Here is a 15,486-nt window from a genome sequence, read left to right as displayed (position 1 = left end):
CGGGCCGTGGGTGTCACCCGAGTGCGTCGAGAGCGAACGCCACCCCGGCTGCTCGTTCGCTGGCCGTCCAGAGCCGGGCGGCCTCGAGCCGGTCGTGCGCCTTCGGTTCGGCCGTCACCCGGCCGGCCGGTCCCCGGAGCTGCATCCACCCCGCCGGCCCCCAGTACTCCCCGGACCGGACGCCCGGAGCGACCGCCGCGTGCACGATCGGCTCGGCGCCGTCGTCCTTGCCCTGGGCGTACAGGCGCTGCGCGGGCCGGGTCCACGCCGGCTCTGCCCGGGTCGCCGACACGAGCGGGCGGTCCGGGGCGAGGACGTCGAGCGAGAAGCCCGGGTGCGCAACGACACTGGCCACGGACGATCCGGCGTCGGCGAGGCGCTCGGCCAGCTCGAAGCCGAAGAGCATCGCCGCGAGCTTGCTCCGGCCGTACTGCCGGTAGCTCGAGTAGTGCCCGGCGCCGAGCGGATCGGTGCGGTCGAGTCGTGCCCATCGGTGCGCGATCGATCCGAGGTGCACGACCCGGCCCGCGCGTCGCTCGACCAGCGGCAGCACACGGGCCGTCAGGGCGAAGTGCCCGAGGTGGTTCGTCCCGACCTGCAGTTCGTGCCCCTGCGCGGTCGACCGTTGCTCGTGCGAGCCGACCACGCCGGCGTTGTTCACGAGCGCGTCGATGCCGTCGGGCAGCCGGTCTGCGAGTGCGGCCGCCGCGGCGCCGACGGAGTCCAGGTCGGCCAGGTCGAGCGCGACGTGCTCGACCTCTGTCCCCGGTACCACCGAGCGGATGCTCTCGATCGCTGCAGCGGCACGATCCCGGCTCCGTGCGGCGAGGACAACCCGGTGCCCCGCTGCGGCGAGCTGCTCCGATGCCCAGTAGCCGAGCCCTGCCGTCGCCCCCGTCACGACGACGGTCAGGGGAACGCCGGCGTCAGCGGACATGCCCGGCCGACTCCATCTGCCGGAGGGCCTTCTTGAGGTCCTGGACCTCGTCCCGGAGCCGGGCGGCGAGCTCGAACTTGAGCTCGGCCGCCGCCTGCAGCATCTGCTCGTTGAGGTCCGCGATGGTGGCTTCGAGTTGCGTCGCCCCCTCGCCCGCGATGCCGCCACGCTTGAGGTTCGGCGTCGGCGAGCGTCGACCGTCAGCTGCGGGCCGGCCCTCGAGCAGCGCCTTCGTGTCGTCGTTCTCGCGCTGCAGGACCTCGGTGATGTCCGCGATCTTCTTGCGGAGGGGCTGCGGGTCGATGCCGTGCTCGAGGTTGTAGGCGACCTGCTTCTCGCGACGCCGGTCGGTCTCCTCGATCGCGTTGCGCATCGAGTCGGTCATCTTGTCCGCGTACATGAGCACCTGGCCCGAGACGTTGCGGGCAGCACGGCCGATGGTCTGGATGAGCGACGTCGACGAACGGAGGAAGCCTTCCTTGTCGGCGTCGAGGATCGCGACGAGCGAGACCTCCGGCAGGTCGAGCCCCTCACGCAGGAGGTTGATGCCGACGAGCACGTCGTACACGCCCTGTCGCAGCTCGGTGAGGAGCTCGACGCGCTTCAACGTGTCGACGTCGGAGTGGAGGTAGCGGACCCGCACGCCGGCGTTGCCGAGGAAGTCGGTGAGCTCTTCCGCCATGCGCTTCGTGAGGGTGGTGACGAGGACACGTTCGTCCTTCTCGACGCGCTGCTTGATCTCCTCGAGGAGGTCGTCGATCTGGCCGTCGCTCGGCTTCACCACGATCTCGGGGTCGACCAGGCCCGTCGGACGGATGATCTGCTCGACGACGCTGTCCGTGACGCCGAGCTCGTACCGGCCGGGGGTCGCCGACAGGTAGACCTTCTGCCCGGCGCGCTCGAGGAACTCCTCCCACGTGAGCGGGCGGTTGTCGAGGGCGCTCGGGAGGCGGAACCCGTGCTCGACCAGGGTGCGCTTGCGGGAGGCGTCGCCTTCGTACATCGCGCCGATCTGCGGCACCGTGACGTGCGACTCGTCGATCACGATGAGGAAGTCGTCGGGGAAGTAGTCGAGCAGGCAGTGCGGGGCCTCGCCCGCCACACGGCCGTCCATGTGGCGGGAGTAGTTCTCGATGCCCGAGCAGAAGCCGATCTGCTCCATCATCTCGATGTCGAACGTGGTCCGCATCCGCAGCCGCTGGGCCTCGAGCAGCTTGCCCTGCCCCTCGAGCTCGGCGAGGCGCTCGGCGAGCTCGACCTTGATGTCGGCGATTGCGCGGTGCATCACGTCGGTGTCCGCCACGTAGTGCGACGCGGGGAAGATCGACACCGCGGGCAGGTCCTCGATCACGGACCCCGTCAGCGGGTGCAGCGAGGACAGCGCCTCGACCTCGTCACCGAACATCTCGATGCGGATCGCGTGCTCCTCGTACATCGGGATGATCTCGATGGTGTCCCCGCGGACGCGGAACGTGCCGCGCGCGAAGTCGACGTCGTTGCGCTGGTACTGCATCGAGACGAACTTGCGGACGAGCTGGTCCCGGGAGATCGTCTGCCCGACGTGCAGCGCGACCGAGGCGTTCATGTACTGCTCGGGCGTCCCGAGGCCGTAGATGCAGGACACCGTCGAGACCACCACGACGTCACGTCGGCTGAGCAGCGAGTTCGTCGTGGAGTGGCGGAGACGCTCGACCTCGGCGTTGACCGAGGAGTCCTTCTCGATGAAGGTGTCCGTCTGCGGGACGTACGCCTCGGGCTGGTAGTAGTCGTAGTACGAGACGAAGTACTCGACGGCGTTGTTCGGCAGCAGGCCGCGGAACTCGTTCGCGAGCTGCGCCGCGAGGGTCTTGTTGTGCGCGAGCACGAGGGTCGGGCGCTGCACCTGCTCGATGAGCCACGCCGTCGTCGCCGACTTGCCCGTACCGGTGGCGCCGAGGAGCACGACGTCGGTCTCACCGGCGTTGATGCGACCGGCCAGTTCGGCGATCGCCGCCGGCTGGTCACCGCTCGGCGAGTACTCGCTGATCACCTCGAACGGGCGCACCGCCCGCGTGGGCTCGATGTCGACTGCCATGCCTCCACGGTAGCCGCGACCACTGACAACGCCCGGCTCCGATCGCCCACAGCGCACGGGCCCGCTCCGTGGTCCCACCGCTCGCCGAGGTCGCCCCCGGCGTACTGTCCGCTGCAGGCAGCCTCAAAGCCCGCTGATAAGGACCGGTCGTAGCCTCCGGTCCGTTCAGCAACCCGAACCCCCACCCCCGAAGAGGCCCCATGACGACGGCGACGCCTGCCGCACCGACCCCCGCGAAGGGCACGCCGTTCCGCGGCAGGATCCGCGGCAAGGTGCTCCTGCTCCTCTGCTGCATGTACGCGATCTCGTACATCGACCGCACGAACATCTCCACCGCGCTCCCCCACATCACCGAGGAGTTCGGGTTCAACGAGACCACCGCCGGTCTCGTCGTGTCCGCCTTCGCGCTGCCGTACGCGCTCCTGCAGGTCTTCGGTGGCACGATCAGCGAGAAGTTCGGCCCGCGGAAGTCCCTCTTCGTCATCACCGTGCTCTGGGGTGTCGCGACCCTCTGGACCGGCCTCTCGATCGGCTTCTGGACGCTCGCCGCAGCGCGCTTCCTCCTCGGTCTCACCGAGGCAGCGGCCTTCCCCGCCGCGACGCAGGCGATGAGCCGGTGGATCCCCCGCGACCGCAACGGCTTCGCGCAGGGCGTCGTGCACTCGGCCGCCCGGCTCGGCAACGCGGTCGCGCCGCTCCTCGTCGCCTGGGTGATCGCGGGCACCGGCAACTGGCGGTGGGCGTTCGTCGCCACGGCCGTGCTCTCGGTCGCGTGGGCCGTCGTCTGGTTCGTCTGGTTCCGCGACCGCCCCGAGTCCGCGAAGGGGATCACCGAGGCCGAGCTGGCCGAGCTCCCGCCCGTCGAGACCCGTGCGACCCGTCCACCGGTGCCGTGGCGCCAGCTCGCGAAGCAGGTCCTCCCGGTGACGTTCGTCGACTTCGGCTACGGGTGGACCCTCTGGGTGTTCCTGACGTGGATCCCGACGTTCCTCAGCAGCACCTACGACCTCGAGATCAGCTCCTTCGCCTGGTTCACTTCCGGGGTGCTCCTCGCCGGCGTGGTCGGCGACACCGTCGGGGGCGTGCTCAGCGACCGGCTCATCCACCGCGGCGGCGACACCCGGCACGCGCGCCGCATCATCCTGGTGATCGGGCTCGGCGGGTCACTGCTCTGCCTGCTCCCCCTCGTGTTCGGCCAGGGGCTCGCCGTCGCGACCGTGTCCCTCGCGCTCTCCTTCTTCTTCCTCGAGCTCTGCAACGCGAACCTGTGGGCGATCCCCATGGACGTCGCACCACAGTGGTCCGGGACGGCGTCCGGGTTCATGAACACCGGCTTCGGCATCGCCGGCGTCGTCTCGCCATTCGTCTTCGGTGCCCTGATCGACGCGTCGGGCTGGCAGCTGCCGTTCGCCCTCTCGTGCGCGCTGCTCGCCGCGGCCGCCGTGGTCGCCTGGGTGATGAAGCCGCAGCGGCTCACGTCGACCGACGGCCGACTCGAGGTCGGCACGCCGGCAGCCGAGCGCACCGGCGCCTGATCGGGCGCCGCTCGCGGTGCGTCCGGCCGGACCGGCACCCTGGTGCCGACCGCCTGACGGCCTGGAGGCACGACACCCGTCCGGTGCCGAGCCTCCAGGCCGAGACGTGGCCGGCTCAGCCGGCGGCCACCGCCGCACGCTTCCGCGCCCTCGCCTCGCGCTGCGCGCGCGAGGCGAGCGACGGCCGGCCCGTCAGCGGCACGCTGAGCGGGGTCCAGCGGAACGCCTCGGTGAGCGCGACGGACAGCACGACCACCAGCACGTAGGTGACGAGGGTCAACCAGGGCTTCGCGACGTGGCCCTCCAGCCAGCTGTCGCCGTACAGCAGGAGCCAGATCACGAACGGGTGGCTCAGGAAGATGCCGAACGAGCGGTCCGAACCGTAGTCGACCACCCGGGCGAGGAGACTCCCCGGGCGCCGGCGGTCCGCCCACCGCGCGCCGATCGTCAGGAAGCCGACGAAGACTGCGGAGCTCCACACCACCTGGACGGGCTGCAGCGGGGTCCCGGCGGCGTACAACGACTGGCCGAGCAGGACCTGCACGGTCCACACACCGAGCGTGCCCACCCCGACCGCGGCGAAGCCCCAGAGCACACCCCGGCGGTGCACCCGGATGAACCGGAGGAACGCGTCGGCGTGGTCGGCGGCGATCGCCCCCGAGACGATGAAGAAGACGTACGAGAAGAAGAACTGCTTCTGGTAGCCGTGCAGCCACGCGTCGCTCGCCGGGAAGTACTTGTAGCCGGCGAAGACCACGAGCTGCACGACCGCCGCGACCACGAGCACCGTGACGTGGTGCCCTCGGGTCCGCCGCACGAGCCACACGACGACCGGCAGCAGAAGGTACACCTGCATCGTCACGAGCAGGAAGTAGAGGTGGTACCAGGCGACGCCCGTGACGATGCCCTCCGCGTACGTCCGGACGAGGTCCGGGACGTCACCGCGACGCGACGAACTCAGCAGCCACGAGGACGCGACGTACACGAACGACCACGCCAGGTACGGCACCCCGACCAGCAGGAAGCGCTTCGGCCAGAACTGTGCCATGGGCCGTGGACGGATCTCGTAGCTGTAGACGAGCACGAACGCGGTGAGCGAGAAGAACACGAGACGGGTGAAGTGCAACAACCCGAGCAGGGCGTTCTGGCCGACGTCGTCGGTGGCCGCGGTGTGGCTCGTCGTGTGCACGCCGACGACGCACGCGAAGGTCAGGATCCGGAGGACGTCGACCTCGTACAGGTGCCGCGGGCGACCGTCGGCGGTGCGGGTCGGCGACGCGTCACTCGGGGCTGCCGGGTGCGCGGCCGCGGGCGCTGCGCTCACGGCTGCTCGGCCATCGTCCGGACGTCGGCCCGTCGGATCTTCCCTGTCGGCGCCCGCGGGAGGTCCGGGACGACGGTGATCTCGACCGGTCGGCGGAAGCGGGTGAGCTCGGCCTCGGTGCGGGCGGTCAGGTCGGCGACGAGGACGTCGGCGTCGACCTCGGCGTCGGGACGGACGATGACGTAGGCGACCGGGACGGCACCGAGCACCTCGTGGGGACGGCCGACGACCACCGCCTCGAGCACGCGGTCGTCGGCGAGGAGGACGTCCTCGACCTCGGACGGGTAGACCTTCTCGCCACCGCGGTTGATGACGTCGTCGGAGCGGCCCGCGAGGGACACCCACCCGTCGGACGACACCGACCCGATGTCGCCCGTGCTCAGCCAGTGGTCGGCGTCGAAGCGTTCCGCGCCGCGGCCGCCGAGGTAGTGGTCGACGATCCCCGGGCCGCGGACCCACAGCGCACCGACCTCGTCGGGACCGGCGACGGTGCCGTCCTCACGGCGGACTTGCACCTCGCAGCCGACGGGTACGCCGACGCTGCCCGGACGGGCCGGGGCGTCGAGCGGCGTCGCGGTGATCTGGGACGCACCCTCCGTCATGCCCCAGCTCACGACGAGCGGCACGTCACCGAGGGCGTCCCGGACGGGGTCGGGCAGCGGCGCCGAGGCGCTCCGGACGAACCGCAGTCCCTCCGGGAAGTCGAGCGGGCCGGTCTTCGCGAGCACGGCGAGGACCGCCGGCACCGCGTTGAGCCAGGTCACGCGGCGCTCGGCCAGCAGCTCCCAGAAGCCGGTGCGCCGGAAGCGGCGGTCGAGCACGAGCGTGCCGCCGGCGACGAGGGTCGCCAGCAACCCGACGACCTCGGCGTTGACGTGGAAGAGCGGGAGGGAGTTGAAGCCGCGGTCGTCCGGGGTGAGGCCGTTGTGCGAGGCGACCGCGCGGGCGACGACCAGCAGCTGCGACGCGGGCAGCTCGACCCCCTTGGGGGTCCCGGTCGAGCCGGAGGTGAAGAGCACCACGGAGCCCTCCCCGGGGGCGTCGACCACCTCGGCCGGCACGTCGCCGTCCCGCACGCCCGTCGGCAGGAACGTGCTCGGGTCGATCCGCGAGGACGGCGCACCCTCGACCGTGGCGTCCTCGTCGCGGTCGGACACCACCAGGCCGGGCCCGCCGAGCAGCGCCGCGAGCCGAGCGGGCTCGCCGACGGGCTGGCCGGTGTCGACCGGGACCGACCGACGACCGGACGCCACCGCGGCGAGGTGCACGACCGCGAACGCGAGCGGGTCGCCGACGTCCACGAGCACCGCGCCGGAGCTCGGCACACCGATGGCGTCGAACGTGGACGACCACGCGGACACGGCGGCGTCGAGGTCGGGGTAGGTGAGGGCACGGTCGGAGCGCGCGTCCTCGAGGTACGCGCGGTCACCGCCCTCGGTGGCGCGTCGGGCGATCAGGGCGCGCAGGTCGGGGAGTTCTGCTGCTGGCTGCACGACCTGAGCGTATTGCGAGACCCTATGACCGGTCCGAGGAACGCGAGGCCTCCACCGGCGCAGTGCTCGCGCCGGAGCCGGGCACCGCGGGACTGCCGGACGCTGCGGACCCGGCGGTCTCGCCGGGTGTGTTCGCGAACCGGTGCAGCAGCCACTGCCAGAGCGGCAGCATCACGGGCGTCCCGTCGGACGCGAGCGGAGTGTCGTCCTTGATGATCCGCGAGTGCGACTGCCCGGGGTCGCCGAGGCCGAGGTCGGTGAGGATGGCGTGCGGGTCCGCGCCGGCCAGCGGCGGCGCGGTGTCGGTGCGGAACGGCCCGGACGACCCGGTCAGCCCGAGCGCGGTCCACGAGCCACGGATCCGCGGCCCGAACTCGTCACGGACGTCGTCGATCGCGTACATCCGGGCGACGGGCGTCCGACCCGGGCGGTCCATCCACGCCGCGTGCACCGCGCCGAGCGACTCGACCGGGGACGAGAACATGAGCGAGCCCCGGACGGACCGGACGTGGGCGATGTACGCCGCCTCGCCGCCGCCCTGGGAGTGCCCGGCGACGACGATGTCCGACCAGTCGATGCCCTCGCGAGCGTCGACGAACCGGCCCCACCCGCCGTCCGGGTCGTGGTCGTCGAGGTACTCGATCGCGTTGCGGAACCGGGACACGATCGACCCGGCCGGCGTGACCTGGCTGAACCGCGATGGACGGCTCCCGTCGAACCGGTTCCGCTGCACCTGGCCGTAGCACCGTGCGTCGGCCTCGCACGTACCCGAGAGCGTCTTGCCCAGGTTCCAGTAGTCGAGCCCGAGCACGTGGTAGCCGTCGCCGAGCGCGGTCGCGAGGAACCGCTGGTACTGCGCCGGCTTCGCGCGGGTCGCCGGGAGGAAGAGCAGCAGCGGGCCGTCACGGTCGGTCCGGGCGGCGAAGTCGTCCCGGTTCGGCTCGAGCCGCTCCCCCGCGATCGACCCCAGCCGGAAGCGGTGGAACTCGCCGTCCGGTCCGTGTTCGTCGCCGCGTGTGCGTTCCTGCGCGGCCGTCCGTCCGTCGTCCGCGAGGCGCTGCGCCGCGAGGACGTTCGCCGCGACGACGGTGCCCGTCCCGATGGCCAGGAGCAGGACGAACGCGACGGCGAGCAGGACGCGGTGCTTCACCGGGCGATCCGTGCCCAGACCGCGTCGGCCGACCGGATCGTGTCCTCCAGCGTCCCGGTGGCGTCCACGACGTGGTCTGCGAGGGCCAGACGCTCGGCGTCACTCGCCTGCGCGGCGACCCGTCGTTCGGCCTCCGCGTGGTCCATGCCGCGGTGCTCGACGAGGCGTTCGATGCGCTGTGCCGCCGGGGAGTCGACGACCACGACCGCGTCGAACCGGATCGGCCGGGAGCCGGCGGCCTCGGCGAGCAGCGGGACGTCGTACACGACGACGGCCTCGGGGTCCGCGGCCGCGGCCGCGTCGAACGCCTGCTGGGCGAGCCGCCAGACCTCCGGGTGCGTGATCCCCTCGAGCGCCTTCCGGGCGTCCGGGTCGGCGAACACGATCGCGCCGAGGGCCGGGCGATCGAGCGAGCCGTCGGCGGCGATCACGCTCGGACCGAACCGTTCGGCGACCTGCGCCAGACCCGGGCTCCCCGGAGCGACCGCCTGCCTGGCCAACCGATCGGCGTCGACCACGACCGCCCCGTGTTCCGCCCAGCGGGCCGAGACCGTCGACTTGCCGGCGGCGATGCCCCCCGTGAGTCCGATGATGCGCACGCCGACCAGGCTAACGGCGCCGTCCTGCACAACGCCGGAAGCCCGGCACCCCTCTGCTGAGGGAGTGCCGGGCTTCCGGTCGCGGATGCGACTCGATCAGTTGGTCGAGCTGAGCTTCTCGCGGAGCGCCGCGAGCGAGGCGTCGTCGGCGAGGGTACCCGCACCGTTCGACTCGCCCGAGAACGAGGAGGACGACGAAGCGCTGGCCGGGAGGTCGAAGCCACCCTGCGCCTCTTCGGCGATGGTCTTCGCGACCTGCGCCTTGTGGGCCTCCCAGCGCGACTGGGCGGCGGCGTACTGCGCCTCCCACTCGGTGCGCTGGGTGTCGAAGCCCTCGAGCCACTCGTTGGTCTCCGGGTCGAAGCCGTCCGGGTACTTGTAGTTGCCCTGGTCGTCGTACTCGGTCGGCATGCCGTAGAGCGCCGGGTCGAACTCGGTGCCCTCCGGGTCCACGCCCTCGTTCGCCTGCTTGAGGCTGAGCGAGATGCGGCGACGGTCGAGGTCGATGTCGATGATCTTGACGAAGACCTCGTCACCGACGGACACGACCTGCTCGGCGAGCTCGACGTGCTTGTTCGACAGCTCCGAGATGTGCACGAGGCCCTCGATGCCGTCGGCCACGCGGACGAACGCACCGAACGGCACGAGCTTCGTGACCTTGCCCGGTGCGATCTGGCCGATCGCGTGAGTGCGGGCGAAGACCTGCCACGGGTCCTCCTGCGTCGCCTTGAGCGACAGCGAGACGCGCTCGCGGTCCAGGTCGACCTCGAGGATCTCGACGGTGACCTCCTGGCCGACCTCGACGACCTCGCTGGCGTGCTCGATGTGCTTCCAGCTGAGCTCCGAGACGTGGACGAGACCGTCGACGCCGCCGAGGTCCACGAACGCACCGAAGTTGACGATCGAGGAGACGACGCCCTTGCGGACCTGGCCCTTGTGGAGGTTGTTGAGGAACGTGGTGCGCGACTCGGACTGCGTCTGCTCGAGCAGGGCGCGGCGCGAGAGGACCACGTTGTTGCGGTTCTTGTCGAGCTCGAGGATCTTCGCCTCGAGTTCCTGACCGAGGTACGGCGTGAGGTCGCGGACACGGCGGAGCTCGATGAGCGAGGCCGGGAGGAAGCCGCGGAGGCCGATGTCGACGATCAGACCGCCCTTGACGACCTCGATGACCGTGCCGGTCACGACGCCGTCGGACTCCTTGATCTTCTCGACGTCGCCCCACGCACGCTCGTACTGCGCGCGCTTCTTCGACAGGATCAGGCGGCCTTCCTTGTCCTCCTTCTGGAGGACGAGGGCCTCGACCTCGTCACCGACCTCGACGACCTCGTTGGGGTCGACGTCGTGCTTGATCGAGAGCTCGCGCGAGGGGATGACACCCTCGGTCTTGTAACCGACGTCGAGGAGGACCTCGTCGCGGTCGATCTTCACGACGGTGCCGGAGATGAGGTCTCCGTCGTTGAAGAACTTCAGGGTCTTCTCGACCTCGGCCAGGAAGTCATCAGCCGAGCCGATGTCGTTGATGGCGACCTGCTTGGGAGCCTTGGTCGTGGTGGTTGTCATGTAGAGATTGCTCCGAACGGACATGAGTCGGGCTGCACGGCGAGGGAGCGACCCTCTGGTCCGCACCTCGGACGAGGGCGAGCCGGACAGCGGTGTGATTGGTTGGCGCGGATTGCGCCGCACAAGTCTAACCGCACCGGAGGAAGCGCCACAACCGGGCGTGTCGCCGCGCGTCGGGACGCGACCGGGGGCGGACTGGAGGCGCGGTGCCGGCCCGCACCGCGCCTCCAGTCCGTCTCGTCGTCAGCCGACGAGCGCGGTCCGCAGCGTGTCGAGCCCGATGCTGCCGAGCGCGAGCGCGCGGTGGTGGAAGGACTTCAGGTCGAACGCCGCACCCTCGCGCGCCGCGACCTCGTCGCGGATGGACTCCCACACGCGCTGCCCGACCTTGTACGACGGCGCCTGCCCCGGCCACCCGAAGTAGCGCGCCACCTCGAACCGCACGAACTCCGGTGCCATGTTGACGTTCTGCCCCATGAAGTCGAGCGCGTACTCCCACGTCCAGGCGCCCCCGTCCGGGTTCGTCTTCTGCAGGTGCACGCCGATGTCGAGCACGACGCGGGCGGCACGCATGCGCTGACCGTCGAGCATGCCGAGGCGGTCGCCGTCGTCGTCGAGGAAGCCGAGCTGGTCCATGAGGCGCTCGGCGTACAGCGCCCAGCCCTCGACGTGCCCGGACGACCCGGCCAGCTGACGGCGCCAGGTGTTCAGCTCGCCGCGGTTGTAGACGCCCTGGCTGATCTGGAGGTGGTGACCGGGGACGCCCTCGTGGTAGACGGTCGTCTTCTCGCGCCAGGTGCCGAACTCGGTCACACCCTGCGGCACCGACCACCACATCCGACCGGCTCGGGAGAAGTCGTCGGACGGACCGGTGTAGTAGATCCCGCCCTCCTGCGTGGGCGCGATCCGGCACTCGAGGCGCTTGATCGGGTCCGGGATGTCGAAGTACCTGCCGTCCATCTCGCGGATCGACTCGTCGCTCGTCTCCTGCATCCACCGCTGCAGGGCGTCGGTGCCGTGCAGGATCCGCGCCGGGTCCTGGTCGAGGACCTCGATCGCCCGGGCGACGCTCGCGCCGGACTCGATGCGGTCGGCGATGCGCTCCTGCTCCTCGCGCATCCGGGCGAGCTCCTCGATGCCCCACGCGTACGTCTCGTCGAGGTCGACCGTGGCGCCGAGGAACCGGCGGGAGTGCAGCTCGTAGTCCTCTCGGCCGACGGCGTCGACCGGGGTGGCGAGCGGCAGCAGTTCGTGCTCGAGGAACTGCCCGAACGACCGGTACGCGGCCGCCGCGACCTCGGCGCCGCGGCGGAGGTCGGCGCGCAGGGACTCCGGGAGCGCGGCACCGTCGTCGAGGGCGGCTCCGTCGGCGAGCTGCCGGAACATGCCGTCCTCCGCACCCGTGCGACCGGCCTGCTCGGCGATGAGCGCGACCTGGCGCTTCGCGGGCGTCACCTGCTCGCGTGTGCCCTCGAGCAGGGTCTCGCGGATGCCCTCGAGGGCGTCGGGGAGCGCGGCGAGACGGCTGGCGACGTCCTGCCAGTCGGACTCGGTCGCGGTCGGCATGAGGTCGAGGACCTCGCGGACGTTCTGGGCGGGGCTGGCGATGACGTTGAGGTCGCGGAGGTGCAGCTTCCGCGCGTACGACTCGGCGACCAGGTCGAGCTCGGCGCCGAGGTCGGCCTTCGTGACCCGGTCGACGTCGTCGGTCGCCTCGGCGGCGTCGAGCGCACGCTTCGCCGCGGCCGCGGCCTCGGCCATCGCGGCGGCACCGGCGGGCGAGGTGTCCCCGTACTCCCCCGTCCGCCCGGGCACACCGATGTAGGTGGCGACGGTCGGGTCGAGGTCGACGAGGGTGGTCACCCAGTCCTCGGCGACGCGGTCGACGGCGGTGGGCTGACGGGAAGGACGCTCTTCGCTCATGCGATCGACCCTACCCAGCGGCGGCGACCCGCCGCGAGACGGACCGACGGGAGGCTCGGTGCCGGCGGGCACCGAGCCGTCCGTCCGCCGGGTGGTCACGTCGGTGACGCGACCACACCGGCGTCAGTGCGCGGCGGCTTCCCAGTTCGGGCCGACGCCGACCGAGACGTCGAGCGGGACGCTCAACTCGGCCGCCCCGCCCATCCGGGTGCGCAGGATCTCCTCGACGCGGTCCTGCTCGCCGGGAGCGACCTCGAGGATGAGCTCGTCGTGCACCTGGAGGAGCAGGTGCGACTCGAGGTCGCCGTCCCGCAGGTCGGCCGCGACGCCGAGCATCGCGATCTTCATGATGTCGGCGGCGGAACCCTGGATCGGCGCGTTGAGTGCGGCACGCTCGGCGTTCTCGCGCAGGACGCGGTTCGGGCTCTTGAGGTCCGGGAAGGGCCGGCGGCGGCCGAAGATCGTCTCGGTGTAGCCGTCTTCGCGTGCCTGCTCGACCACGTTGCGGAGGTAGTCGCGGACGGCGCCGAAGCGGGCGAAGTACTCGGTCATGAGCGTTCGGGCCTCGGACTGCTCGATGCGCAGCTGCTTCGACAGGCCGAAGGCGCTCAGGCCGTAGGCGAGGCCGTACGACATCGCCTTGACCTTCGTCCGCATCTCGGGCGACACGTCGGCCGGCTCGACGCCGAACACACGGGCGCCGACGAAGCGGTGGAGGTCCTCGCCCTCGTTGAACGCCTGGATGAGCCCCGGGTCGCCGGAGAGGTGCGCCATGATCCGCATCTCGATCTGCGAGTAGTCGGCCGTGATGAGCGTCGTGTACGGCTCGGCCACCGCGAACGCCGAGCGGACCCGACGGCCGACGGCGGTCTTCACCGGGATGTTCTGCAGGTTCGGGTCGGTCGAGGAGATGCGGCCCGTGCTGCTGCCGGTCTGCTCGTACCGGGTGTGGATGCGGCCGTCGACGATCGCCGCGTCGAGGGTGTCCACGATCTGCCGGAGCTTCGTCGCGTCACGGTGCTGCAGCAGCAGGCCGAGGAACGGGTGCGGGTGCTGCTCCTGCAGGTCGGCGAGGCTGGCGGCATCGGTCGAGAACCCGGTCTTGGTCTTGCGGGTCTTCGGCATCGCGAGCTCGGTGAACAGGACCTCCTGGAGCTGCTTCGGCGATCCGAGGTTCACCTCGTGCCCGATCTCTGCGAAGGCCTGCTGGGCGAGGTCGGCAGCGCGCTCCCCGAGCTCGTGCGACAGGTTCGTGAGCACGGGCCGGTCGATCGCGACGCCCGTGGTCTCCATGCCGGCGAGGACGTGCACGAGCGGCAGCTCGATGTCGTCGAGCACCCGCAGCGAGGACTCGTCGAGGCGTGCCCGGATCGCCGTCGTCACCCGGAGGACGTACCAGGCGTGGACGCCGACGTTGACCGGGTCGGTCTCGGGCACGAGCTGGTTCGGGTCGGCGGTGGGGAGTTCCTCGCCGAGCTCCTGGTAGACGAGGTCGGCGAGGGGCTGCCCCTGCTTGCCGGGCTGCGCCAACCACCCGAGGATGCGGGCGTCGCCGGCGAGCCCGTTCACCGTGAAGCCGACCGTGGCGAGCGTCTTGATCGCGGTCTTCGCGTCGTGGAAGTGCTTCGGCGCGTCGGAGGCGAACCACGCCGCGAGCTGCTCGTAGTCCTTCGCGCCGCTGCCGCCGGGGACGAGCACGGCGTCGTCGTGCGTGGCGATGCCGATCGCGCTGAGGCGGCCGTCGATGACCTCGACCGCGACGCCGAAGCCGTTCGCAGCGTCCTTCGCCTTGCGCTCGAGCCAGTAGCCCAGCTCTTCGTCGATGATCGTCGTGACCTTCGGCGGCGTCGGAGCTCCGTCGGCCACACCGCCGTCGGTCGCGGTGCCCTCGGACGGCTCCCCCGTGCCCGCGACCTTGAACACGCGGTCGAGGAGGGTGCGGAACTGGAGCTTCGCGAAGAGGTCGCGGACCGCCTGCTCGTCGAGGGGGCGGAGTGCGACGTCCGCCGGCCCGATCGGCAGCTCGACGTCGTTCACGAGTCGGTTGAGCTTGCGGTTCCGGATCGCGCGGTCCTTCTGCTCGCGGAGGTTGCCGCCGACGACGCCCTTGATCTCGTCGGCGTGCTCGAGCACGCCGTCGAGCGACCCGTACTGGTTGATCCACTTGACGGCGGTCTTCTCGCCGACCTTGTCGATGCCGATGAGGTTGTCGCTGGTCTCGCCGACGAGGGCCGCGATGTCCGGGTACTGGTGCGGTTCGATGCCGTAGCGCTCGTACACCTTGTCGCGGTCGTACCGGGTGAGCTCCGAGACGCCGCGGACGGACGGGTACAGCAGCGTGACGTCGTCGTTCACGAGCTGGATGGAGTCGCGGTCGCCGGAGACGACGTAGACCTGGTAGCCCTGCTCCGACCCCTGGCGGGCGAAGGTGGCGAGGATGTCGTCGGCCTCGTAGTCCTCCTTCGTGACCGTCGTGATGCCCATGGCCTCGAGCGCCTGCTGCAGGAGCGGGATCTGGCCCTTGAACTCAGGCGGGGTCTCGGAGCGGGTGCCCTTGTAGTCCTCGTACTCACGGGTGCGGAACGAGAACCGGGAGATGTCGAACGCGACCGCGAGGTGGGTCGGCTTCTCGCGCTGCAGGAGCATGAGCAGCATCGAGATGAAGCCGTGGATGGCGTTCGTGTGCTGCCCCTCGCGGTTCACGAAACTGTCGACCGGGAGCGCGTAGAACGCCCGGAACGCGAGGGAGTGGCCGTCGATGACCATGAGGGTAGGCTTTGCGGAGTCCGACACCCGGACAGCCTACCGACGCCATCCGACACGGGAGTCCTGCGCGCGTGACCGACGAAGCGACCACCACCACCGCGGTCGACGACCGCCTGGCCGAGCGC

At 70.9% G+C, this 15,486-nt stretch carries 10 protein-coding genes; 1 reads left to right on the top strand and 9 read right to left on the bottom strand.

Translation table 11 applies throughout. The features are described from left to right. Positions 1 to 13: 13 nt before the first annotated feature. Together QPJ90_RS13285 and uvrB are read right to left on the bottom strand one after the other, a co-directional pair. The gene (locus QPJ90_RS13285; protein WP_290131658.1) at positions 14 to 937 is read right to left on the bottom strand and encodes an SDR family NAD(P)-dependent oxidoreductase; all 924 of its coding nucleotides are present in this window, start codon (positions 935 to 937) and stop codon (positions 14 to 16) included. Then, positions 927 to 2,999 carry an excinuclease ABC subunit UvrB gene (gene uvrB / locus QPJ90_RS13280; RefSeq protein WP_290134237.1) on the bottom strand — a complete coding sequence of 691 codons (2,073 nt, stop codon included), beginning with the start codon at positions 2,997 to 2,999 and terminating at the stop codon, positions 927 to 929. Before uvrB ends, QPJ90_RS13285 begins: the two co-directional genes overlap by 11 nt. A gap of 212 nt (positions 3,000 to 3,211) precedes the next feature. Here uvrB and QPJ90_RS13275 point away from each other — a divergent pair, with 212 nt between their 5' ends. After that, positions 3,212 to 4,546, top strand: a complete 1,335-nt coding sequence (locus QPJ90_RS13275; RefSeq protein ID WP_290131657.1) for an MFS transporter — start codon at positions 3,212 to 3,214, stop codon at positions 4,544 to 4,546. 115 nt (positions 4,547 to 4,661) lie between these two features. Here the strand turns inward: QPJ90_RS13275 and QPJ90_RS13270 are convergent, their stop codons facing one another. The 7 genes from QPJ90_RS13270 to polA form a co-directional block, all read right to left on the bottom strand. Then, positions 4,662 to 5,870, bottom strand: coding sequence for an acyltransferase (locus QPJ90_RS13270; RefSeq protein WP_290131656.1), 1,209 nt, complete (start codon positions 5,868 to 5,870; stop codon positions 4,662 to 4,664). Next, positions 5,867 to 7,363 (bottom strand): class I adenylate-forming enzyme family protein, encoded by a 1,497-nt coding sequence (locus QPJ90_RS13265; protein WP_290131655.1) that lies wholly within the window; start codon positions 7,361 to 7,363, stop codon positions 5,867 to 5,869. Before QPJ90_RS13265 ends, QPJ90_RS13270 begins: the two co-directional genes overlap by 4 nt. Before the next feature lie 22 nt (positions 7,364 to 7,385). After that, complete coding sequence (locus QPJ90_RS13260; protein ID WP_290131654.1) at positions 7,386 to 8,513, bottom strand: hypothetical protein; 1,128 nt, start codon at positions 8,511 to 8,513, stop codon at positions 7,386 to 7,388. Further along, positions 8,510 to 9,112: a dephospho-CoA kinase gene (gene coaE / locus QPJ90_RS13255; RefSeq protein WP_290131653.1), complete on the bottom strand. Its 603-nt coding sequence runs from the start codon at positions 9,110 to 9,112 to the stop codon at positions 8,510 to 8,512. Before coaE ends, QPJ90_RS13260 begins: the two co-directional genes overlap by 4 nt. A gap of 96 nt (positions 9,113 to 9,208) precedes the next feature. Next, positions 9,209 to 10,672, bottom strand: coding sequence for a 30S ribosomal protein S1 (rpsA, locus tag QPJ90_RS13250; RefSeq protein WP_290131652.1), 1,464 nt, complete (start codon positions 10,670 to 10,672; stop codon positions 9,209 to 9,211). A 243-nt stretch (positions 10,673 to 10,915) separates the two neighbouring features. Next, complete coding sequence (locus tag QPJ90_RS13245; RefSeq protein ID WP_290131651.1) at positions 10,916 to 12,595, bottom strand: DUF885 domain-containing protein; 1,680 nt, start codon at positions 12,593 to 12,595, stop codon at positions 10,916 to 10,918. Between the two features lie 123 nt (positions 12,596 to 12,718). Then, a complete protein-coding gene (polA, locus tag QPJ90_RS13240; RefSeq protein WP_290131650.1) occupies positions 12,719 to 15,388 on the bottom strand; it encodes a DNA polymerase I in 2,670 nt (889 codons plus the stop codon). Positions 15,389 to 15,486 lie beyond the last annotated feature (98 nt).

It is taken from the genome of Curtobacterium sp. 458 (assembly GCF_030406605.1).
GTDB lineage: Bacteria > Actinomycetota > Actinomycetes > Actinomycetales > Microbacteriaceae > Curtobacterium.
Note: the sequence above shows the minus strand (reverse complement) of the source record. Positions and strands in the feature narration are given on the sequence as shown.

Bases quoted from the DNA above. Each gene is read 5' to 3' on its own strand.
- QPJ90_RS13285 (WP_290131658.1), bottom strand. From the start codon at position 937: ATGTCCGCTGACGCCGGCGTTCCCCTGACCGTCGTCGTGACGGGGGCG.
- rpsA (WP_290131652.1), bottom strand. From the start codon at position 10,672: ATGACAACCACCACGACCAAGGCTCCCAAGCAGGTCGCCATCAACGAC.
- QPJ90_RS13275 (WP_290131657.1), top strand. From the start codon at position 3,212: ATGACGACGGCGACGCCTGCCGCACCGACCCCCGCGAAGGGCACGCCG.
- QPJ90_RS13245 (WP_290131651.1), bottom strand. From the start codon at position 12,595: ATGAGCGAAGAGCGTCCTTCCCGTCAGCCCACCGCCGTCGACCGCGTC.